26 protein-coding genes are annotated in these 19,684 nt (G+C 63.5%); 13 read left to right on the plus strand and 13 right to left on the minus strand.

Annotated features, from left to right (window positions below; translation table 11 throughout):
* Nucleotides 1-35 precede the first annotated feature (35 nt).
* The 4 genes from GRS80_RS01960 (at nt 36) to GRS80_RS01975 (ending at nt 3,926) form a co-directional block, all read left to right on the plus strand.
* Nucleotides 36-224, plus strand: a complete 189-nt coding sequence (locus GRS80_RS01960) for a DUF1328 family protein (protein ID WP_149082709.1) — start codon at nt 36-38, stop codon at nt 222-224.
* 187 nt (nt 225-411) lie between these two features.
* A complete protein-coding gene (locus GRS80_RS01965) occupies nt 412-2,346 on the plus strand; it encodes an aldehyde ferredoxin oxidoreductase family protein (RefSeq protein ID WP_160046088.1) in 1,935 nt (644 codons plus the stop codon).
* 299 nt (nt 2,347-2,645) lie between these two features.
* Nucleotides 2,646-3,215 (plus strand): YIP1 family protein, encoded by a 570-nt coding sequence (locus GRS80_RS01970; RefSeq protein WP_160046089.1) that lies wholly within the window; start codon nt 2,646-2,648, stop codon nt 3,213-3,215.
* 156 nt (nt 3,216-3,371) lie between these two features.
* Nucleotides 3,372-3,926 carry a metal-dependent hydrolase gene (locus tag GRS80_RS01975; RefSeq protein WP_160046090.1) on the plus strand — a complete coding sequence of 185 codons (555 nt, stop codon included), beginning with the start codon at nt 3,372-3,374 and terminating at the stop codon, nt 3,924-3,926.
* A gap of 112 nt (nt 3,927-4,038) precedes the next feature.
* Here the strand turns inward: GRS80_RS01975 and GRS80_RS01980 are convergent, their stop codons facing one another.
* On the minus strand, nt 4,039-4,245 hold the full coding sequence (locus GRS80_RS01980) for a 30S ribosomal protein S14 (protein WP_343161408.1): 207 nt from the start codon (nt 4,243-4,245) through the stop codon (nt 4,039-4,041).
* Nucleotides 4,246-4,899: 654 nt separating this feature from the next.
* Here GRS80_RS01980 and GRS80_RS01985 point away from each other — a divergent pair.
* Nucleotides 4,900-5,058 (plus strand): hypothetical protein, encoded by a 159-nt coding sequence (locus tag GRS80_RS01985; RefSeq protein ID WP_160046091.1) that lies wholly within the window; start codon nt 4,900-4,902, stop codon nt 5,056-5,058.
* A 44-nt stretch (nt 5,059-5,102) separates the two neighbouring features.
* Here GRS80_RS01985 and GRS80_RS01990 read toward each other — a convergent pair whose 3' ends face one another.
* Complete coding sequence (locus GRS80_RS01990; protein WP_160046092.1) at nt 5,103-5,486, minus strand: helix-turn-helix domain-containing protein; 384 nt, start codon at nt 5,484-5,486, stop codon at nt 5,103-5,105.
* A 171-nt stretch (nt 5,487-5,657) separates the two neighbouring features.
* On the opposite strand from GRS80_RS01990, the gene GRS80_RS01995 reads away from it, so the two are divergent.
* The gene (locus GRS80_RS01995) at nt 5,658-6,332 is read left to right on the plus strand and encodes a helix-turn-helix domain-containing protein (RefSeq protein WP_160046093.1); all 675 of its coding nucleotides are present in this window, start codon (nt 5,658-5,660) and stop codon (nt 6,330-6,332) included.
* Between the two features lie 97 nt (nt 6,333-6,429).
* Nucleotides 6,430-6,579 (plus strand): FmdB family zinc ribbon protein, encoded by a 150-nt coding sequence (locus GRS80_RS02000; RefSeq protein ID WP_149082698.1) that lies wholly within the window; start codon nt 6,430-6,432, stop codon nt 6,577-6,579.
* 3 nt (nt 6,580-6,582) lie between these two features.
* Here the strand turns inward: GRS80_RS02000 and GRS80_RS02005 are convergent, their stop codons facing one another.
* From GRS80_RS02005 to GRS80_RS02040, 8 genes are all read right to left on the minus strand, one after another.
* Nucleotides 6,583-7,041, minus strand: coding sequence for a pyridoxamine 5'-phosphate oxidase family protein (locus GRS80_RS02005; RefSeq protein ID WP_160046094.1), 459 nt, complete (start codon nt 7,039-7,041; stop codon nt 6,583-6,585).
* A 44-nt stretch (nt 7,042-7,085) separates the two neighbouring features.
* On the minus strand, nt 7,086-7,484 hold the full coding sequence (locus tag GRS80_RS02010) for a hypothetical protein (RefSeq protein WP_160046095.1): 399 nt from the start codon (nt 7,482-7,484) through the stop codon (nt 7,086-7,088).
* On the minus strand, nt 7,485-7,751 hold the full coding sequence (locus GRS80_RS02015; protein ID WP_160046096.1) for a hypothetical protein: 267 nt from the start codon (nt 7,749-7,751) through the stop codon (nt 7,485-7,487).
* Between the two features lie 62 nt (nt 7,752-7,813).
* Nucleotides 7,814-8,149 (minus strand): AzlD domain-containing protein, encoded by a 336-nt coding sequence (locus tag GRS80_RS02020; RefSeq protein ID WP_160046097.1) that lies wholly within the window; start codon nt 8,147-8,149, stop codon nt 7,814-7,816.
* Nucleotides 8,139-8,912, minus strand: a complete 774-nt coding sequence (locus GRS80_RS02025) for an AzlC family ABC transporter permease (protein ID WP_160046098.1) — start codon at nt 8,910-8,912, stop codon at nt 8,139-8,141. Before GRS80_RS02025 ends, GRS80_RS02020 begins: the two co-directional genes overlap by 11 nt.
* 283 nt (nt 8,913-9,195) lie before the next feature.
* Nucleotides 9,196-9,393: a hypothetical protein gene (locus GRS80_RS02030; RefSeq protein ID WP_160046099.1), complete on the minus strand. Its 198-nt coding sequence runs from the start codon at nt 9,391-9,393 to the stop codon at nt 9,196-9,198.
* A 57-nt stretch (nt 9,394-9,450) separates the two neighbouring features.
* Nucleotides 9,451-9,729, minus strand: a complete 279-nt coding sequence (locus GRS80_RS02035) for a ubiquitin-like small modifier protein 1 (RefSeq protein ID WP_160046100.1) — start codon at nt 9,727-9,729, stop codon at nt 9,451-9,453.
* Between the two features lie 64 nt (nt 9,730-9,793).
* A complete protein-coding gene (locus GRS80_RS02040; protein WP_160046101.1) occupies nt 9,794-10,144 on the minus strand; it encodes a hypothetical protein in 351 nt (116 codons plus the stop codon).
* A 200-nt stretch (nt 10,145-10,344) separates the two neighbouring features.
* Here GRS80_RS02040 and GRS80_RS02045 point away from each other — a divergent pair, with 200 nt between their 5' ends.
* Nucleotides 10,345-10,572, plus strand: coding sequence for a hypothetical protein (locus tag GRS80_RS02045; RefSeq protein WP_160046102.1), 228 nt, complete (start codon nt 10,345-10,347; stop codon nt 10,570-10,572).
* A 73-nt stretch (nt 10,573-10,645) separates the two neighbouring features.
* Nucleotides 10,646-11,368 (plus strand): hypothetical protein, encoded by a 723-nt coding sequence (locus tag GRS80_RS02050; RefSeq protein WP_160046103.1) that lies wholly within the window; start codon nt 10,646-10,648, stop codon nt 11,366-11,368.
* Between the two features lie 228 nt (nt 11,369-11,596).
* Here the strand turns inward: GRS80_RS02050 and GRS80_RS02055 are convergent, their stop codons facing one another.
* Nucleotides 11,597-11,965 carry a hypothetical protein gene (locus GRS80_RS02055; protein WP_160046104.1) on the minus strand — a complete coding sequence of 123 codons (369 nt, stop codon included), beginning with the start codon at nt 11,963-11,965 and terminating at the stop codon, nt 11,597-11,599.
* Between the two features lie 218 nt (nt 11,966-12,183).
* Nucleotides 12,184-12,828 carry a phosphoserine phosphatase SerB gene (serB, locus tag GRS80_RS02060; protein ID WP_160046105.1) on the minus strand — a complete coding sequence of 215 codons (645 nt, stop codon included), beginning with the start codon at nt 12,826-12,828 and terminating at the stop codon, nt 12,184-12,186.
* Between the two features lie 80 nt (nt 12,829-12,908).
* Here serB and GRS80_RS02065 point away from each other — a divergent pair, with 80 nt between their 5' ends.
* Nucleotides 12,909-13,565: a cyclase family protein gene (locus GRS80_RS02065; protein ID WP_343161409.1), complete on the plus strand. Its 657-nt coding sequence runs from the start codon at nt 12,909-12,911 to the stop codon at nt 13,563-13,565.
* A 185-nt stretch (nt 13,566-13,750) separates the two neighbouring features.
* On the plus strand, nt 13,751-15,229 hold the full coding sequence (locus GRS80_RS02070) for a PAS domain S-box protein (protein WP_160046106.1): 1,479 nt from the start codon (nt 13,751-13,753) through the stop codon (nt 15,227-15,229).
* Between the two features lie 89 nt (nt 15,230-15,318).
* Here GRS80_RS02070 and GRS80_RS02075 read toward each other — a convergent pair whose 3' ends face one another.
* The gene (locus tag GRS80_RS02075) at nt 15,319-16,587 is read right to left on the minus strand and encodes a mechanosensitive ion channel domain-containing protein (RefSeq protein WP_160046107.1); all 1,269 of its coding nucleotides are present in this window, start codon (nt 16,585-16,587) and stop codon (nt 15,319-15,321) included.
* Between the two features lie 244 nt (nt 16,588-16,831).
* Between GRS80_RS02075 and GRS80_RS02080 the strand changes: the two genes are divergently transcribed.
* Together GRS80_RS02080 and serA are read left to right on the plus strand one after the other, a co-directional pair.
* Nucleotides 16,832-17,728 carry a DMT family transporter gene (locus GRS80_RS02080; protein WP_160046108.1) on the plus strand — a complete coding sequence of 299 codons (897 nt, stop codon included), beginning with the start codon at nt 16,832-16,834 and terminating at the stop codon, nt 17,726-17,728.
* 195 nt (nt 17,729-17,923) lie between these two features.
* The gene (gene serA, locus GRS80_RS02085) at nt 17,924-19,510 is read left to right on the plus strand and encodes a phosphoglycerate dehydrogenase (RefSeq protein WP_160046109.1); all 1,587 of its coding nucleotides are present in this window, start codon (nt 17,924-17,926) and stop codon (nt 19,508-19,510) included.
* Nucleotides 19,511-19,684 lie beyond the last annotated feature (174 nt).

Consider the following 19,684-nt stretch of genomic DNA (forward strand, 5'->3'; position numbering starts at 1 on the left):
CGGCGTTTATGTACACCGTCGTGATAGCCGGGGGTATGCTCGAGTTCGCAACGCCGCTCCAGATCGGAGAGGGTGGATTTCTGTACTGGGCGATCGTCTTCTTCGTGCTCGCGATCATCGCCGCGGCCGTCGGTGCTCGAGGTGTCGCCGGGATTTCGATGGAGATTGCTCGGATCTTCGTGTTGATCTTCATCATCCTGGCAATCGTTGCTCTGTTGCTCTAACCGAGTCCACGATCGAAATCGAGGACGCAATTTTTGCGACGACGGGATTTCGGGACTATCGCCTTCGAGAGAACGTCAAACGGGCTTCTCGGAAAATCCGCTCGGCAGACCCGTAACCACGATCGGTTACGAGTGGTTGGGAACGGTTAACAGGCTGGCCGCCTAATCTAAAGACTAGCGGTTTACCATGACAGAACTCGGCGGATTCCAAGACAGGGTCGCCCGCGTCGACCTCTCGGCGGAGTCGATCAGCTACGAGCCAATCGACGACGAGGACGCGAAGAAATATATTGGTGCGCGCGGCCTGGGAGTAAAGTACGTCTTCGAGCAGGGCCCGGACGTCGATCCGCTCGAGCCGGAGAACCTGCTTGCGTTCATGAACGGCCCCCTCTCGGGGACACAGGTGACGATGAGTGGTCGGATCGCCGTCTGTACGAAGTCCCCACTGACGGGAACGGTCACCGACAGCCACCACGGCGGCTGGTCCGGTGCCCGGCTAAAGTGGGCCGGCTTCGACGGACTGCTGTTCGAGGGTGAGGCCGACGAGCCCGTCTACGCCTACATCGAGGACGGCGAGGTCGAACTCCGGGACGCCTCCCACCTCTGGGGTGAAGGTGTCCACGAGACTCGCGACCGACTCGAGGAGGAAGTCGACGGCTCCTACGGCAAGAACCTCTCGCTGATGGCGATCGGACCGGGCGGCGAGAACGAGGTCCGGTACGCGTGTATCATCAACGAGGACGACCGGGCCTCCGGCCGCGGCGGCACGGGCTGTGTGATGGGGTCGAAAAACCTCAAGGCCGTCGTCGTCAAGTCGAACACGAAGATGCCCCAGCCGGCGGATTCGGAGACGTTCCGCGAGGGCCACCAGCAGGCGATGCAGGCGATCCAGGAGTCAGACGTCACCGCGCCCAACGAGGGCGGCCTCTCCCAGTTCGGCACGAACGTCCTGATGAACATCGGCGAGGAGATGTCCGGCCTCCCGACCCGCAACGGAAAGTACACCTCGACGCGGGATGCCCGCGAGGACGGATTCGCAGACGAGGAGTTCGACGCCGAGAAGGTAAGCGGCGAGAACGTTCGCGAGAACATCCTCGTCGACGAGCCGACCTGTCACTCCTGTCCGGTCGCCTGCAAGAAGGAAGTCGAGGTCCAGGCGATGCACAAAGGCGAGGAGATGAACGTCCGGATGGAGTCCTACGAGTACGAGTCGGCGTACGCGCTCGGACCGAACTCCGGTAACACCGAGCGCGACGACGTCGCCATCATGATCGATCGCTGTAACGACATGGGCGTCGACACGATCGAAACGGGGAACATGATGGCGATGGCGATGGAGATGACCGAGGAGGGCAAACTCGACGATATCGGTGGGCTCGACTGGGGCGATACGGAGACGATGATCGACATGATCGAGCGGATCGCCCACCGCGAGAACGACCTCGCGGACTTGCTAGCCGAGGGACCACGCCGCGTGTCCGAGGCACGTGACGCACACGACAACTCCCTGGCCGTCAAGGGTCAGACGATTGCGGCGTACGACCCGCGTTGCATGAAGGGGATGGGGATCGGCTACGCTACGTCAAATCGTGGGGCCTGTCACCTACGCGGGTACACGCCTGCCGCCGAAATTCTCGGCATCCCCGAGAAGGTCGATCCCTACGAGTGGGAGGGGAAAGGCGAACTGACCGCGGCGTTCCAGGATCTCCACGCCATCTCCGACAGCTTCGACATCTGCAAGTTCAACGCCTTCGCCGAGGGCATCGAGGAGTACGTCCTCCAGTACAACGGGATGACCGGACTCGACGTCACCGAAGAGGAACTCCTCAAGGCCGGCGAACGCGTCTACAACCTCGAACGCTACTACAACAACCTCGCCGGCTTCGACGGCACGGACGACTCGCTTCCCGCACGCTTCCTCGAAGACGGCATCCGCGGCCAGGGAGCCAGCGAGGGCGAGTACTGCGAACTCGAGGAGATGAAAGAAGAGTACTACGACCACCGCGGCTGGGTCGACGGCGTCGTCCCCGACGAGAAACTCGAGGAACTCGAGATCGAGATCGGACCGGGAACGGGCGTCAGCGGCGACGGCGGCGGAGCGGCCGCAGCGAGCGACGACTGATCTACACACTCGAGTCGCGTCGGATCGAACGCAGGTCGTCCGCGTTCGATCGGTCTGCACCTCGAGACCGCCCGAGTTCGCTACGACCCTGGTTTTCGTTCGTCGATACGGATTCGGTGTGTCGGTGTGTCCCAACAGTCGCCGGCTCTCCCCGTACGACGTTCATCCGGTTTCCCGCCCGTCAGCGCCGGCATAGCCGGGCCCCTGGAACGGCCGCGCCGGAAGTTGGGACAGCAATCCGCCGCAGACAGTTTCTTTCCATTCGATATATTAATATAACGTAGAACGTATCGGATCGTATGGGATTGGCGAAACAGTGGAAAGGCGTCAACGGCTACATGATCAAGAAGCCGAGCACGTTCTTCTCGGCGTACGACGAGAACCACGGGATCGGCTACCCGCTGCAGTTCCTGCTCGTCACGTTCGCGGTCGCGATGGCACCCGTTTTGCTTATCGGGGTTTTGCTCAACATCACGTCGCCGACGGATGCGGCCCTGGTCGGTGCGATCGTCGTCGTTCTGGGGCTGGTAATGTGGATCGGCGTCGTCTTCGAGGCAGTCCTCGCACACGCGGTCGCCTCGCTGTTCGGCGCGAGCGGACTCACGTATACGCTCGAGGCGTACGCGTTTCCATCGCTCGTCCGGTACGGGTTCTGGTGGTTCCCGCTCGTCAACATCGTCCTCGCGTTTTACGGCCTCTACCTGCAGATCAAGGCCCTCTCTGCGTTTCACGATATATCGACGGGGAAAGCCGCGATCGCCGCGTTGGTCGTCCCCGTCATCATGTTTCCGATCCTCGCTGTAGGTCTCCTTTTGATTCTCCCGATACTCCTCGCGTTCGTGCTGGATATCGGTGGAACAGCCCCTTGAGAGCTCGGTGGAACGGCTCCCCGAGGTTGGATCGGCCGGTGAATCGATCGCCCTGGACGCCCCTGCCCTCGATTTTCCGCCACTCGATTCGTCGAAGACAGCCGTCGGAACGTCCAAGACGACGGACATATGCTGCCGTCCTGCGTACCGCCGCCTATGATGGCCACGACCCACGTCTTCGTGGGCCTCCTCGTCGCCGCGGCCGTCGCAGTCGTCGAACCCGCATTCGCACTCGAGGCGGGAGTCGCGGCGATTCTCGGAGGGCTCTTTCCGGACCTCGACGTGGCCGCGTCCCACCGGAAGACGCTCCACTTTCCGGTCTACTACGCGACACTCGTCGTTCCCGCGGTGGCGCTGGCGCTCGCTGCTCCGTCCGGGGTGACAGTCGCGGTCGCCATCTTCCTCCTCGCAGCGGCCGCCCACTCCATCTCGGACGCCCTCGGCGGCGGCCACGAGTTACGCCCCTGGGAGGGTGAGTCCCCTCGAGCCGTCTACAGTCACTACCACGATCGGTGGCTCGAGCCCCGCCGGTGGATCGGCTACGACGGCTCGCCGGGCGATCTCGCACTGGCGTCGGTGCTCGCGCTCCCGGCGCTTTTCGTCTTCGACGGGTTCGTCCGAACGGTCGTCGTCGGAATGCTCGTCGTCTCGATCGGCTACGCACTTGCGCGAAAGGCCGTCGCCGCGAGTGCCGAGCGGCTGGTCGAGTGATACGAATTGCTGTCACGATCTACCGGCGAACCCGCAGACAGGTCGCGGGTTCGGCGGTACCGACTGACAGTAAACCGTATGAAAAGGGTTGTATCGGCCTCCGGCGGACGATCTATTTGTACTTTCGAAATCCCATATCGCGGGCCATCTCCCTGAACGACTGCCGACTCAGCCAGATGTCGTACTTTCCGACCAGCCCGTCCTCCCGACCAGTCACGCGGCAGACGTGGGTGTGACCGGTCCGTTCGGCGTCCGCGCCGGATTCCTCGTCGGTCGTCGGCTCGTCGTCCCCGCCAGTCGGCTCGTCCGGCGGGCTCACCGCCGATCACCGCCCGACTCGAGACCGCGTTCGTTCCGTACTTGAGTGTTGCACATCGACTCCGACGACGACCTCCGAACGGAAATGTGTTACTAAAACCCTGGCAAGTATTATTAAAACGGGTTTTCGTCGCCAGCGTTACTGCTCAGACCGTTTGGTTGCATTTCCCACTCGACACCTAACTCTTCGGCACGGTCGAGAATCGGCCCTGCAGATCCTCGAAACTCCACTTGTCGTATGCACTCGTCGATATCTTCTCGTGGCCCCTCTAATCGGATAAGAGTGTCTGCGTTCAGCCATTCAACGGCCATACGAAATGTTCGGATCGATAGAACTTAACCGACTCGGTTACCCAGCCGTGGCTATTCGCTGACGTCTCCCGATGGAGCGACCGCTCCGAGACTCGCCGTGTGGTCGACCGCGGGTGAACCGTCTCGAGCGAACCGATCGGTCGCGCCGTCCGAGGCGACTTCGGTACTCGTGGCGACCCGAGCGAATCGCGTGTTCGACGAGGGTCTCCGCATCCATCCCTGGTAAATCTTATTATGATATGATCTGGGTTAATAACACCGAACGTCATCCAACGATCCACGCGAACGCTGGAACGAGCGGTATCGCGACGCCGACCCACCGACCGAACCAACGCCGCTGGTCGTGCAGTATCGGGACCGACTCGAGGGGAAAACCGCCCTCGACGTAGCGACGGGCGGCGGGCGAAACGCCATCGCGCTGGCCGAAGACGGGTTCGCAGTCGAGGCGACCGTCGAGGCCGTCGACGGCCAACTTCGCGTACTGGCCGATCGAGCGCTGTGACGGCCGGTGAGACCGGGATAGAGTGGAACCGTCGGCGAAATCGATCAATCGCCAGCGACGGCGTGTGGGGACTCGGATTCGGCCGCCGGCTTCGTCAGTTCGATCTCGACCGAACCGCTCTCGGCGACTGAGACGATCACGTCGTCGAAACAGGGGCGATACTCCGTGGCGTGCTTGCCGGAGGTGTTGATCCGAACCCGTTCCTCGACGAGATCGGCGTCGGTTAACATCTCCACTTTGCGGTAGGCCGTCGACATCGGAATCTCACAGCGCTCGGAGAGTTCCGTCGCGGTCAACGGCTCGTTACTCGTCGCCTCGAGGATGGCCCGGCAGGCGTTGTCCTCGAGTGCGGCGAGCACTGCCTGGACGTCGGTATCCTCGGATCCGGTCGGCCATCCTCGAACTGCATTAGCGTCGGAAGTGGGCATCGTACTTCCTCGTAGCGGGTGGGGACCCACCAAACGAGCCCCACTAAATACAGGGTATTTTATATCGGGGTAGATACTTCAGTCGATCCGGAGTCGATGGGGCGATCTAGCGAATCCGACCCATCCGTTGGACGGAGGGTTTACTTGAACGGAGCAACCATCGAACGGTAGATGTCCTCGGGGATTCGTGCAGAAGTGAGAATTGACGATCCGCCGGAGTGTGTCGTCACCCACGCCTCCAGGTCGGTCGGCGGACGGGCCCACTCGGTGTCGAAAAGTACGAATCCAGCCAATCCCGAGCGAGTCACCGAGGAGTTCGTCCTCGAGGGTGCGGACGATCTCGACGACGCTGTCGAACTGGTCGACGACGTCGACCTTTCGGCGATCTTCGAGTACGGCACTGGCTCCGTCTACCGATTTGATCGCGACCTCACCAGGGGATGTCCCTGCGAGACAGTCGAACGGTTCGACTCCCCCGTGGTCGACGTCCGTAGCCGCGGCTCGTCGCTGTACCTGACGTTTCACGCGCCGGACATGGCGTCACTCCAGTCGATTATCGGCGAACTCCAGAGCCAGTGTTCGAACCTCGATGTCCAACGACTCCTCCGGTCTCAACAGGACGGCGGCGATCGGAACCTCGTCTTCGTCGATCGGAGCGCGCTGACCGACCGCCAGCGCGAGGTTCTCGAGACCGCCCACCGGATGGGGTACTTCGATCATCCGAAACAAGCCAACGCCGGAGAGGTCGCCGAGGAACTCGAGATTACGGGAACGACGTTCGCCGAGCATATCGCCGCGGCCCAGACGAAACTCCTCGATGCGATCCTCGAGGGAAACACACGGTAAGAACGCTTCGGGAACTACTGGGCCGTGGAACTGAACCGCAATCCTATATATACTGACGCGAAGGTAGTACCTACCAGACGCCACCCGACCAACCCTCATGAGCAGATATGAATTCACCTGCCCCGACTGCGGACAAACGATCGAGGTCAACGAGGAGATGCGCGAGGCGACTCTCGCACACGGCTGTCCTGTCTGTGGAGCTGACGTCACGGGGGCCGCGTTCGCGCCAAACCAATCGACGAACTAGTCGTCAGGTAGTCTCGCCTCGGTGGACCTCGGTTCGACGACCGTTGACCGACTCCGGGGTCAACCGATACAGTTCGATGTCGAGTTCTCGCTTCCCGTCCGCCCAGATTTCGAACAGTGGTCGCTTCGTGTCGCCGTACTGGGCGATCTGGTCGGGCGTCAGTTCCGATGGAGGAATGTCCTCGAGAATACCCGTCACGATGACGCTTCGGTACGTCGACTCCTGTTCGTCGTAGACGACCAACCGCGCGCCGGGATCGGACCCGAGGAAGGCGCGTTTCTCGCTGTCGGGTGTCGACACCATCCGCATGTAGAAGAGACGGTCGTCGGCGTCGTAGCCGTAGGAGATGGGGATCGCGTACGGCTCGTCGGCTCGAGCGAGCGAGAGTACCCCCGTCTCGTGGCGAGCGAGGAACGCGTCCACCTCCGCGTCGGTCATTTCGGTCTCGTGGTCGATAGCCATCGTCTCGATGTCCGGATAGAGGGAGAACACGCTCTTTATAGTTGCTATTGACCGTGCTGAGCCGATTCTTCGGCTGGTTCTCTCTCGCCGACGCCGACGAGTACCGGTTTACGGATCTCGAGTGATGATTCGAACTCCGCTTTGCGGTCGGTGTGTCGCCCGATTCGCCGAAACTGCTCCTCGTGGGCCCGCTGAATCGCCGAGCGCTCGCGGTCGTCGACGCCCATGCGCTCGCCGAGTCGCTCCCAGTGGCCCTCGTCGACCAGAAACGCCTCGCGGTCGGCGGCGGCATAGACGCGCTCGTGGGACCGACGGTAGCGCTCCAGATCACCCTCGAGTAACGCCTGTGCACGTTCGACGAGCGCCGGTAGCCGCGACGGTGGGACGCTCGCCTTCGCGGCGGTAAGCAAGAGCACCTGCCCGTCGATCGGATCGTCGGCCATCTATCCACCCGCACGCATCGCCTTTCGGGCGAACTCCTCGACGAGCGACTCGAGATGATCGTCCTCACCCTCGAAGACGACCGTCACCTCGGTCAGCGACAGCGTCGGCCCGACATCGACCTGCTCGGCGGAGAGCGTCGCCGTCCACCCCTCACCGACGACGGTATCCTCGTCGATTCGCTCGCCCTCGAGGTTCGTCAGGTACCGGATCGCGAGTCGCTCGGAGATCCCACGAAAGGAGCGTTCGATACGCGTTTGCTCTGGCATACCTCACGTTCGATCGTCGAACGGATATAGTATCGCCTCGGACGGACGAGACACGCACCGCATTATAAAAGCGCACGGAGGAAGACGACGCCGGCAACCCCCGCACACAGCGCCAGCAGGATGCTGTCGGTTCGCCACATCACGAGCAACACGAGCCCGGCACTACCCCACTCGGCCGGCCCGCCGACCGCGAGTTCCGGTGCCAGAATGGCGATCACGATCGCGCCGGGTAACACCGAGAGTCCGGCCTCGAGGCGCTCGCTCAGTTCGACGTGGCGGACGAGCCACATGCCGCCGACTTTCGTGAGGTAGGTCACGACGGCCATCGCCAGGACGACGCCGACCACGACCGGCTCGAGGGAGAGCATTCCGTCGGCGGGAAACACGTCACCCGTCATAGCGGATCACCTCGACGACGGCGGCGGCGAGGCCGCCGAGCAGGATGTACCACCGGCCGGGGACGAGTTTGGCGGCGGCGACCGCGACCCCGAGTGCGACGAGCCAGGGGAGAAGTGACGAGCGCCCCTCCCAGAGTTCGGCGGCGAGCGCGACGAAGACGGCTGCGAGGATGAAGTCGAAGCCGTAGCGGGTGGGATCGCCGACGACGCCACCGGCGACCGCCCCGACGACCGTCGAGCCGACCCAGAAGATCCACATCGCGATGCCGCTTCCGAGCAAGAACGCGCCGCGCCCGCTCCCGGCAGTGAGATCACGCATCGTCAGCGCCCAGTTCTCGTCGGCCATGAAGTAGAGGCTGCCGTAGATCTGTTTCGGCGAGAGCTGTCGAAACCACGGCTCCAGCGCGGCCCCCATCAGCGAGTACCGCATGTTGATCGCGAAGACCGTAAACAGCACCGCCGCGACGGGGATCGGATCCGCCCAGAGTTCGACGGCGACGATCTGTGAAGCTCCAGCCAGGACGGTGGCACTCATCAGTGCCGCCTCGGCCACGCTCAGTCCCGCCTGATTCGCCAGCACGCCGAAGGCGATCCCGTAGCCCCCGACGCCGAGAGCGACTGGAACCGTCGTGACGAATCCGGTTCGGATCCCCTCGCGAGTGAACGTCACGCTCGCGAGGGTGGGCTCCGGCCCATCCTCGCTCGAACCGTCGCCTCGAGAGGGCGCGACGCGACTCGAGCCGGATTCGTCTGTACTACCCATATTCGGTGGCAGGTAGAGGACGCCTAAATGCCTCTCGTAAACGATCGACGGCAGCGAGGCGATTCGTTCATCCGGTCTGGTGGTCGTCAGTTCCGGTGGGTCCGCGACCCATTCGGTCACACCGGGCGATCGCCACACTCGGTATCAGTTCCCCGTCCTGATTCACCGGTGAGTCCACACCGCGGTTTCTCGGGACTGCTGGCAGCGAGCAGACTCACCGCGCCCGAACCTTCACGAACTCCTCGAGGGAACGCATCGAGCAACAGCGCCCGATAACGGTCGCTCAAAAGCAGTAGACGGTGAGCGCGGCCCCGACGACCGCGAGTGCGATCCCAACGATCGTTTCGATCCACAGCGCGGCGACAACCGAGAGCAAGAGACAGAGCATGCCGAGAAACAGGCCTGCCCACCGCAGTCCGCCCCGTTCGTTTCGATCGAGGAAAACCCCGAACAGCAGCTCTTCGATCAACTGGGTGAACATTATTTATATGTGTGTAATATGGACGGGATAAAAGCGTTCGGGTCCGCAAACTTCCCGTCAGCCGCCCGCAACCGGCGGAAATACGGACACCGTGTCGCCGTCCTCGAGTGCCGTTCCGGCGTCGTTCATGTGCACGACGTCGCGGCCGTTTTTCAACACGCTCAGCTGATCGCGGATCGTCCCGTCCTCGAGTAACTGTCCCCCGAGGCCGTCGTACTCGGCTTCGAGGGTGGCCAGGACGTCACCGACCGTCGCGTCGTCGTCGAACGTCTGCGTTCGCTCTTTCTCGCCGACCGCATCGCGAAACGTCGCGAAAAAACGAAGATCGATCTCCATACGTGGTGGTTGTCCCGTGAGGACATAAGTTCGGGCGGTCGATCGCGACTCATAGCAGACTGTATCACCCCGCAGACGCCGTCGGCGCGGACGTATACGAGATCGTTCCGACGTCGGCGGCCGCGAGTGCCTCGTCGATCGTAGTCGCCCCGGCGTTCACCGCGCGGTCGGCACTGTCGGCCTCGACGACGACCGTGGCCACGAACGCGAGTTCGACGGTGTAGGGTTCGAACGGTGCAGTTGGGAGTTCGTGGATTTCGACGTGCGTGATCTCCCACTCGACGATCGGCCCGTCGGCCTCGAGTGCCTCGAGGGCGTCGACGAACGTCGCTCTCGCTTCGTCGCGGGCGGTCGTATCGCTTCCCTCGTGGAGGGTTACGAGCGCTCGTCCGTCGCGCGATACTGCGAATTCCATACCTCCTTCTTTGAAGCCGAGCGTAAGTCAGTGCGGGTTTCGAACCCGTCATACGGGTCGTTGTGGTGTCGTACTGGTGATCGTCGACGCCGCTCGAGCGATCACGGGTTGTGACCGACGACGGACCGAGCAAGGATCGATACGGCCGACCACGCACATGTCGGCTCACTTCTTACTCCCGTGGCCGCGAAAGCGGAGGTATGGATTCGAACACCCGACAGACGCGCCGCAGACTCCTTGGAACGGCAGCCACTGCGGTATCGACGGTGGCGCTTGCCGGCTGTGGCGGCCCAGGGGAAGAAGAGGACGAGGTCGACCCGGACGAACCGGCCGGCGAAGAGACGCCCGACGATAACGGCCCGGACGCGGAGGAAGGGACTGGAAACGGACAGGAGATGACCGACGAAGACGAACCGGACGGCGGCTGAGTGAGTTCCAACTGGCGGGAGTTTCGCGGCCGCAACGCAACCGTTACCCACCTCTGTCCCCACAGTGATGACGATGACCGACGACCTCGGGGACGACGGTACCGGGCTTGGCGACGTCGCAACACGTCGGGACGAACTCGCAACACGCGTCCGGACCCACGCCGGCGAGATCGCTCGAGAACTCGCGCTCTTCCAGGGCGGCGACTACGGGAGCGAGACGTTCGAGACGGACGCCGGCAGCTGGACGCTCAAGTACGAGGCAGGCGATGTCCAGTATCTCCGGTTCGATCCGAAATCGGGGTCGGAGATCTACGTCGTCTCGAGCAAACAGCCACCCGACCCGGACGACCTCGAGACGGCGATGGCCGACTACGACGCGTTCGTGGCCGCCTACGACGAGTACGTCGCATCCTTCGAAGGACTGTTCGATGACATCTCGACCGACTTCCCGGCAGTCACTTCGACGGCCGAACTGACGGCCGAGCGGGATCGGATCGTCGACCGGATCCGCGAGGTCGCTACCGCCATGGCCGGCGAACTCCACCGCTACGACGGCGAGTACGGCACGTACGCGACGACGGTCGACGGCACGCGCTGGGAGCTCAAGTGGGACGGCGACGCCGTCTCCTACCTACGCGTCGGCGGCTCGGACGGCGTCTATCTCCTCTCGCAGTACGGGCCGCCGCCGGCGACGGAGCTTCGGCGGCTCGTCGACGACGTCGAGGCGTTCGTCAGGTCGTTCAACGAGCACGTCGACGAGCTCGAGGCCGATCTCTCGACCGTGGCGTTCGAGTAGGGTCGGGCCGACGCCACGTGACCGATCGCGAAACGACGTAACCGAACCTGTGACTCGCCTGCAGACACCTGTTCTGTGGTGTCGACAACGGCGCACGCATTCGGCAGTATCAGACAACGGGGCACGCGTTCTGCGTCGAGTCACCCCCGACGAGACGACGGACGAACACACCAAACGTCGGTCGTGGATTCGCTGGCGGCGATCCACGGCGGTACTTCGAACCTTGTGTTAGCGGTTTCCGTCGACGGCCGCGTCGAAGACGTACTGTTCCGTTCGGACGCCGGTCGAGCCGACGCTGTGCAGCCAATTTTGGAGGTCGCGTGCGAGCAGCCCGGGATCGGTGTTCCGGATGACGGTGGGGGTCGCGGGCGAGCGAACAAGGGCGATCAGCGCCCACATCGTGCCCGCTGCGAACGAGCCAGCAGCGGAGAAGGTCATCCCGAGCGTGGCGAACGTCATCGCGTAGACGAATCCGATCCCCATCGACGGAAGGCTCGTCCCGAGGGGAACGCGTGCGGTCGCGTCGCGCAGCGTTGGCGCGAGAAAGACGATCGAGAGGCTGCTGCCGATCATGAACACGAGGTCTTGCCACATCATCGTGACCAGGTACTCGGTCTCGAGTAAATAACTCCCACGGTGTGGAAATCGATGATTTCAAACGACAGTCGTCTCGAGACGACGGTTTCGCCGGACGACGCTCGAGCGGATTCGACGCTCACCGGTCCAACACGACGCCGATCCGCGCGAGACGCCCGGCTGGGGATACCGAGGGGCGACTTCGTCCTCGGCGCGATGTGGTCGGGTTCGTCCGCAGATCAGGCGGACTCGAGGATCGTTTCCTCGAGCAAGACGTCCCGGGCACCGGCCATCGAGGTGACGACGACGTCACAGTGTGGTTCGACCGCCGGCTTCGGGTCGAACCCGATCGCGAGTCCGGCGACCTGCAACATCGGGAGATCGTTCGCGCCGTCGCCGACGGCGACGGTCGCCTCAAGAGGGGTGCCGACGTCGTCGGCCAGGTCCTCGAGGGCGTCGTCTTTCGTCCCCTCGATCAGCGGACCCTCGACGTCGCCGGTCAGTTCGCCCTCCGCCATCGGCAGGCGGTTCGAGACGATGTGATCGACGGTGACCCCCTCACGCTCGAGTGCAGTCGCGACGCCGCGTTCGAACCCGCCGGTCAGGATGGCCGTCGTGACGCCCGCGTCGTTCAGTTCCCCGATCAGGTCCGCCGCGCCCGGTCGAAGTTCGACCTCCTCGAACGCCCCACGGGCGTCGGCCTCGGAGAGCCCCTCGAGCAGGGCCGCCCGTTCGCGGAGGCTCTCGGCGTAGCCGATCTCGTCGTTCATCGCACGTTCGGTGATCTCTGCCATCTCGTCGGCGACGTCGATGCGCTTGCCGAGCAACACGGTCATTTCGGAGTCCGATAGCGTCCCGTCGAAGTCGAAGGCGACGACTGTCATCGCTCCCCGTTTGTGGTCGATCCAATAAACCAGTTCAGGTTTCGGCAGGCTACTTGGGAGTCCCCTTCGAACGATCGATCGTGTACCGCGATCTCTCCCATCGGATCGAGACGGGAATGCAAACGTATCCGGGCGATCCCGAGGTGACGATCTCACAGGCAGCGACGGTGTCAGACGACGGCGCAGCCGTCCTCGACGTTCACTGCGGGAGCCACACCGGGACGCACGTCGACGCGCCGAGTCACACTGAACCCGACGGCGACGACCTCGAGGACCGGGACGTCGGCGAGTTCGTCCTCGAGGCGCGGTTCGTCGACGTGGCGCCGTGTTCGCCCCGCGAACGGATCGGACCGGACGCACTCCCCGACGACCTCGAAACGGGCACCGACCCGGCCGACATCCTCGTGATACGGACGGGGTACGACGAACACTGGTCGACCGACGACTACCTGGATCACCCCAACCTGACGCCGGACGCCGGCCGGATCCTCCACGAGGCCGACTGCGGCGTCGGCACCGATACGCTCAATCCCGATCCGACCCCGACTGCGAACGCCGGCGACGACGAACCCGAGGGCTTCCCGGTCCATCGACAGCTGCTCGGTGCCGGCCTCCCCATCGTCGAGAACCTGACCAACCTCGAGGGGCTCCCCGAGCGGTTTCGCCTGTACGCGTTCCCGCTTCCATTCGCCGAAGCCGACGGCGCTCCAGTCAGAGCAGTCGCCGCACTCGAGTGACTCCACCGGTTTCGACCGGTCGCCGGCCGACAGTTCCGCGTCAAATATTAATCATCACGTCGGCGACATTCCGGCATTCAGCACCTGGAGACGATAACGGCCACCTCGAGGCATCCAGGACAGGCAAGGTGTAGCCGGTATCTATATACGCCGTGAGTCGAGGGTATGTTCGCGTACTATCCACGATGTGTCGAGGGAATGAATCGACTGATGCCGACGACGATCGATCCCTCGAGTCGCCAGGTCTCCCGTTCGACGAAAACGAGTTTTTCAGACAGTTGGTCGCGAACACCTCCGAGGGACTTCTGACGATCGACGCCGAGAGCACGATCGTGTTCGCGAACCCGGCGATCGAGGAAATTCTCGGCTACAGTCCGGACGAACTCATCGGCCACTCGAAGATGACGCTCATTCCGCCACGCCTCAGGGACGCACACCAGGCGGGACTGGAGAAGTACCTCCGGACCGACGAGAAACACATCGACTGGGCCGGAATCGAACTGCCGGCGTTACACAAGGACGGTCACGAGGTGCCGGTGTTGATTAGCCTCCGCGAACACCGCTTCGACGGGGAACGCCTGTTCACCGGACTGTTTCGCGACCTCACCGAACAGAAGTACCGGGAACACCGGTTCGAGGCGGTGTTCAACAACACCCACCAGTTCACTGGACTGCTCGAACTCGACGGCACGCTGATCGAGGCGAACGAAACGGCGCTCTCGTTTGCGGGTGTCGACCGAGACGAGGTCGTCGGTAAGCCGATCTGGGAGACGTTCTGGTTTCAGTCGAGCGAAGACGCTCGCGAGGCTGCTCGTCGAGCCGTCGAGTGCGCTCGGAGTGGCGAGTTCTTCCGCGAGGAGGTCCGTGTCCGCGGTGCCGAACGAACGGCGATCATCGATTTCTCCGTTCGTCCGGTGACGGACCACCAGAACGATATCCGGCTGCTGATTCCCGAGGGACGCGACATCACCGACCTCAAGATGCGCGAACAACACCTCAAGATCCTCCACCGGGTCCTCCGGCACAACCTCCGGAACGATCTCAACGTCATCGGTGGGTTCGCCGAAACCCTCGAGAAGTCACTCGAGGACGACCGGCGTGGGGCGTACGCGGCCGATATCGTCTCGACAACACAGAAGCTCATCGAAACTAGCGAAACCGCGAAGAAACTCGCCGAGACGACCCTGGGTGACGACCGCTCACAGCGACCGATCGATCTCCGACGTCTCCTTGCGGACGTCACGACTGAGCTCCGGAAGGAGTACCCCGCGAGTACGATTACGGTGGTGGATCCGGAAGAGGAATCGCCGATACCGATCGCGGACTGTCGTCTCCGGACGGTTCTCTACGAACTCGTCGAGAACGCGATCGTGCACACGAACGAGAGAGAGTCCGTCGTCGAGATCGTCGTCGGCAGTACGGACGAGAGCGTCGAAGTCGATATCGTCGACGACGGGCCCGGTATCCCGGAAACCGAGCGAACCGGGATCTTCAACGAGAAACCGTTGACACAGATCGACCACGGAAGTGGTCTCGGCCTCTGGCTCGCCGGACTGATCGTCGACGACTACGGCGGCTCCCTCGCATACAAGTCCTGTGTACCCGGCGGGTGTGTCACGGTTACTCTCCCGCGGGGTCTCGAGGAAGAGGACGCCGATCCGTGAGAGACTGTTCTGATGAGATCTTACGGTCATCTCGAACGTGATCCACGACAGTTTTCGAGAGACGCCCGGCGACGTCGATCGAACGGCTGTCAGCGTTCGTCGGGAACGTCTCGATCGTCTCGCTCGGCCGAACGCTCGACCGTCAGATCGGACTCTTCGAACCCGTACTCGGCGTCGCCATCCTCGAGGAAACTCAGCTCCCGCTGTGGGAACGGGATCGTGATTCCCGCCTCGTCGAAGGCGTCGTACACTCCTCTGTTTACCTGATCGATCGCACGCCGTTCGACCAGCGGGTGGTTGATGTACGCTCGGAGCTCGAACACCAGCGCGGAATCACCGAACTCGACGAACAGGAGCCTTGGTGTCGGCGTCTCTCGAATCAACGAACACTCCTCGCAGACCTCGAGGACGAGTCGTTCGACCGTCTCGTAGTCGGTTCCGTAGGCAGCCGTAATCGGAATTCGAAGCCGCATGTGACGCTGTGGCGCACTCTCGTTGACCACCTGTGTCGAGTTCAACATCGCGTTCGGGACCGTCACGAGCAGGTTGTCCTCGGTCAGCACCGTCGTAGACCGGATGCCGACGTCGGTGACCGTCCCGCGCATCTCGCCTTCGACCCGGATAACGTCGCCGATCTTGTACGTGTTGTCGACGTAGAGCGCGAGACCGCCGATCAGGTTGCCGATCGCATCCTGTGCGGCGAATCCGAGAATGATACCGAGAATTCCCGCCGAAGCGAGAAACGGCGTGACCGTCAGGTTCCAGACCGAAACCAGAAGCAACGCGGCCCCGATAGCGACTGCTACCGTCCAGAGATTGCCGAACATCGGCGCGAACTCGTAGCTATACTCCCCTTCCTGGAGGACATCGATCCACCGCCGGCCGATTCTGATCGAGGCTCGAGCCCAGAGAACGATCAGCGCCGTCGAGATGAGTGCCACGACGGTCGGCGTCGAATCGAGAAAATCCAGAACGAGGAGGCTCAGATAGACGCCGAGTAGTCCGATCGTGATCGCAAACGGCGTGTGGATCTCGGAAAACGCCGCGCGGCCGAGCGTCGTCTCCGCGTCAGCGTTCGCCAGGTACCAACGGCTCGCCCACAGAACGAACCGCGCCAGCAAGATCGAACAGAGCAGGATCACGACGACGAGAACCCAGTTAGAGCCGACGGGGTCGAGATCACCGTCGGCGATCGGCGTCTCCGCCGATGCTGCGAGCACCGGCCACGCCCACGACTCGACGGTGGCGGCGAACGATCCCGGCCCACCGGGGAATAGCTCTGGGCCAGCGGCGTCTGGGATCGCCGTCGCGACGCTCGAGTCACCTCGTGCCGGCCCACGGGAGAGAAATCTCGTCATAACCGTCGCTAACGCATAGTTAACCGAGTACCAAATACTGTCTGGTCGACGGCCGTGAGCCGGTCGGCAGCCGACGGTCCCAAGTACCGCTATAGTACCAACTGCACCGATGTACACACTGATCGCGGAACTGTCTGCCGATCAGGTGTACAATGACGTGCAGTAGCTCCGATACCCCAACGTTGACCCCCGTTCGGCCACCAGTATCGACGATGGGAGCGGGAACGAACGCGAGTGAGCGACGATGACCGGCGCGACCCTCGAGGTGCTCGCGCTCGCACTGGTTCCGGCGATCCTGTGGGGGTTCACGCCGATCTTCGACAAACGCGGCATGGCCGCCGGCGGCGGCTCCGTTCAGGCGTCGATGGTCGTCGTCCTCGTCGACTCGACGCTCTACTGGATCGCCGTCGTCGCGCTCTACGGCCGGTCGGCGTTTGCGGGGCTCTCCCTCGAGGTCCTGATCGTCTTCGCGCTCGCCGGCGTCGTCGGCACCGCCATCGGCCGGATCACGATCTTCGTCGGCGTCGACAAGGTCGGTGCGAGCCTCAACAGCGCGATCCTGAGCACTCGGCCGCTGTTCGCGACGCTGATCGCCCTCGCCGTGCTCGATGAACCGCTCGGACCGATAACCGGCGTGGGCATCGTCGTCCTCGTCGCTGGCCTCGCGATCCTGACCGCCTCGCGGGGCGGCGACCTCGGTGGGTGGCAGCCGCGAGATCTGCTGTGGCCGATCGCGGCGGCGGCCACCTTCGCCGTCGCGAACGTGGCCCGCCGCTACGGGATGCTCGAGACTCCGATCTCTGCGCTCGAGGCGGTGACGATCAACGAGACCGCCGGACTGGTCGCGCTCGGGGCGTACGTCCTCGCCGTCGGCGGCCGGGACGTCCTCGAGAAACCGGCCGCGTCCTACCGGTACTTCGTCGGCAGCGGCGTGCTCACGACGGCCGCGATGCTCGGGCTCATGGCCGCACTCGGTCTGGAGGAGGGTCGGATCGCGATCGTCGATCCGCTCGTGGCGACAGCCCCGCTGTTTACGCTCGTCTTCGCCGCCGTCCTGTTGCGCGACGTAGAGCGGGTGACTCGAGGCGTCGTCGCGGGCGCGGCCCTGGTCGTCGTCGGCGCGGCGTTGATCACGATCTAATGCGGTCCGTGATACCGTACCCAGAACAACCGCCGACGACTCGTGGGTGTTCGACGCTCCAGCGAGCGAGAAAGATAACTCCATTCTGAAACTGCGTATGCGACGGCGTCCGCCCCGTTCGCACTATTGTAGGCAATTATTTCCTGTTTCAGGCACAACGGAAGGGTTTACCCGCTCCGCACGAGTTTCTCGCGCATGAAGGTACTGGTCACGGACCCGATCGCGGACGCGGGTCTGGACGTACTCAGAGACGCCGGCCACGACGTCGAAACGGGCTACGAACTCGAGGGTGAGGAGCTCCTCGAGGCGGTATCGGACGCGAGCGGACTGATCGTTCGCTCCGGAACCGAGGTTACCGAGGAGGTGCTCGAGGCGGCCGAGGACCTCGTCATCGTCGGGCGCGCCGGGATCGGCGTCGACAACATCGACATCGACGCGGCGACGGACAACGGCGTCATCGTCGCCAACGCCCCCGAGGGCAACGTCCGCGCCGCGGCCGAACACACCGTCGCGATGACGTTCGCGACCGCGCGGTCGATCCCGCAGGCACACGTTCGACTGACTGACGGCGAGTGGGCCAAAAGCGACTACCTCGGTGCGGAACTCGACGGCAAGACCCTGGGCGTCGTCGGCCTCGGCCGTGTCGGCCAGGAGGTCGCGAAGAAACTCGACTCGCTCGGGATGGATATCGTCGCCTTCGACCCGTACATCTCCGAGGAACGCGCCGAGCGTATCGGCGCCGAACTCGTCGAGCTAGAGGACTGTCTCTCGGCCGCCGACTTCCTCACCATCCACACGCCGCTGACCCCCGAGACCGAGGGCATGATCGGCGAGGAGGAACTCGACCTGCTCGAGGACGGCTACGTCGTCAACGTCGGCCGGGGCGGCATCATCGACGAGGACGCCCTCGCGGCGAAGGCCGCCGACGGTACGATCGCCGGCGCGGCCCTCGACGTCTTCGCCGAGGAACCACTTTCGACGGATTCGCCGCTTCTCGAGCACGACGAAATCATCGTTACTCCTCACCTCGGTGCTTCGACGGAGGCTGCCCAGGAGAACGTCGCGACCTCGACCGCCGAGCAGGTCGTCGCCGCGATCGTCGGCGAACCCGTCGCGAACGCGCTCAACGCGCCTTCGATCGACGAGAGCGCGTTCCCACGCCTCGAGCCCTACATCGAGATCGCCGAGACCGCCGGCAAGGTCGCCGCGCAGTTGCTCTCGGGTCGCACCGAGGATATCGAGGTCACCTACGAGGGCGACATCGCCGACGAGGACGTCGAGTTCGTCACCGCCTCGGCGCTGAAAGGCGTCTTCGAGCCCCTCGAGTGGCAGGTCAATGCCGTCAACGCGCCCCAGATCGCGGAGGACCGCGGCGTCGACGTCACCGAATCGAAGACCCGCCAGGCCGAGGACTTCCAGAGTCTCATCTCGGTGACGGTGAGCAACGACGACGATTCCGTCACCGTGGACGGGACGCTCTTCGAGGGCGTCGATCCGCGTATCGTCCGCGTCGACGGCTACCGCGTCGACGCCATCCCGCACGGAAAGATGGTCGTCACGCGCAACACGGACGAACCCGGCGTCATCGGACTCATCGGCTCCGTGATGGGCAAACACGGCGTCAACATCGCCGGCATGTTCAACGCCCGCGAAGCCCACGGCGGCGAGGCGCTGACCGTCTACAACGTCGACAGCCAGGTTCCCGAGGCGGCCAAGGACGAACTCAACGACGACGACCGCATCGTCGGCATCGACTACATCACCCTCGACGGGCAGAACTAGTACCGTTCCAAACGTCGACTGATGGGTGAAACGAGACGACCGCCATCGGTTCCACCCATCAGTTCAGGTTTGGAACGCCACTAGTAGCTTCCCAACCGTCGAGTGACTAGTTCTCAGCATCCTCGATAGTCGGATAGAGCCGGTGTAGTTTCGTGCGAGCGTCCTCGTTTGTGA

Origin of the sequence: Natrialba sp. INN-245, from assembly GCF_009807105.1 — an archaeon.
Taxonomy (GTDB): Archaea; Halobacteriota; Halobacteria; order Halobacteriales; family Natrialbaceae; genus Natrarchaeobius; species Natrarchaeobius swarupiae.

Bases quoted from the DNA above. Each gene is read 5' to 3' on its own strand.
- GRS80_RS01975 (WP_160046090.1), top strand. From the start codon at position 3,372: ATGATGGCCACGACCCACGTCTTCGTGGGCCTCCTCGTCGCCGCGGCC.
- GRS80_RS02080 (WP_160046108.1), top strand. From the start codon at position 16,832: ATGACCGGCGCGACCCTCGAGGTGCTCGCGCTCGCACTGGTTCCGGCG.
- GRS80_RS01990 (WP_160046092.1), bottom strand. From the start codon at position 5,486: ATGCCCACTTCCGACGCTAATGCAGTTCGAGGATGGCCGACCGGATCC.
- GRS80_RS02055 (WP_160046104.1), bottom strand. From the start codon at position 11,965: ATGATGTGGCAAGACCTCGTGTTCATGATCGGCAGCAGCCTCTCGATC.
- GRS80_RS01965 (WP_160046088.1), top strand. From the start codon at position 412: ATGACAGAACTCGGCGGATTCCAAGACAGGGTCGCCCGCGTCGACCTC.
- GRS80_RS02070 (WP_160046106.1), top strand. From the start codon at position 13,751: ATGTGTCGAGGGAATGAATCGACTGATGCCGACGACGATCGATCCCTC.
- GRS80_RS02075 (WP_160046107.1), bottom strand. From the start codon at position 16,587: ATGACGAGATTTCTCTCCCGTGGGCCGGCACGAGGTGACTCGAGCGTC.
- GRS80_RS02030 (WP_160046099.1), bottom strand. From the start codon at position 9,393: ATGTTCACCCAGTTGATCGAAGAGCTGCTGTTCGGGGTTTTCCTCGAT.
- GRS80_RS02050 (WP_160046103.1), top strand. From the start codon at position 10,646: ATGACCGACGACCTCGGGGACGACGGTACCGGGCTTGGCGACGTCGCA.
- GRS80_RS01960 (WP_149082709.1), top strand. From the start codon at position 36: ATGCTCGAGTTCGCAACGCCGCTCCAGATCGGAGAGGGTGGATTTCTG.
- serA (WP_160046109.1), top strand. From the start codon at position 17,924: ATGAAGGTACTGGTCACGGACCCGATCGCGGACGCGGGTCTGGACGTA.
- GRS80_RS02015 (WP_160046096.1), bottom strand. From the start codon at position 7,751: ATGCCAGAGCAAACGCGTATCGAACGCTCCTTTCGTGGGATCTCCGAG.
- GRS80_RS01970 (WP_160046089.1), top strand. From the start codon at position 2,646: ATGGGATTGGCGAAACAGTGGAAAGGCGTCAACGGCTACATGATCAAG.
- GRS80_RS02000 (WP_149082698.1), top strand. From the start codon at position 6,430: ATGAGCAGATATGAATTCACCTGCCCCGACTGCGGACAAACGATCGAG.
- serB (WP_160046105.1), bottom strand. From the start codon at position 12,828: ATGACAGTCGTCGCCTTCGACTTCGACGGGACGCTATCGGACTCCGAA.
- GRS80_RS02035 (WP_160046100.1), bottom strand. From the start codon at position 9,729: ATGGAGATCGATCTTCGTTTTTTCGCGACGTTTCGCGATGCGGTCGGC.
- GRS80_RS01995 (WP_160046093.1), top strand. From the start codon at position 5,658: ATGTCCTCGGGGATTCGTGCAGAAGTGAGAATTGACGATCCGCCGGAG.
- GRS80_RS02010 (WP_160046095.1), bottom strand. From the start codon at position 7,484: ATGGCCGACGATCCGATCGACGGGCAGGTGCTCTTGCTTACCGCCGCG.
- GRS80_RS02005 (WP_160046094.1), bottom strand. From the start codon at position 7,041: ATGGCTATCGACCACGAGACCGAAATGACCGACGCGGAGGTGGACGCG.
- GRS80_RS02040 (WP_160046101.1), bottom strand. From the start codon at position 10,144: ATGGAATTCGCAGTATCGCGCGACGGACGAGCGCTCGTAACCCTCCAC.
- GRS80_RS02045 (WP_160046102.1), top strand. From the start codon at position 10,345: ATGGATTCGAACACCCGACAGACGCGCCGCAGACTCCTTGGAACGGCA.
- GRS80_RS02020 (WP_160046097.1), bottom strand. From the start codon at position 8,149: ATGACGGGTGACGTGTTTCCCGCCGACGGAATGCTCTCCCTCGAGCCG.
- GRS80_RS02025 (WP_160046098.1), bottom strand. From the start codon at position 8,912: ATGGGTAGTACAGACGAATCCGGCTCGAGTCGCGTCGCGCCCTCTCGA.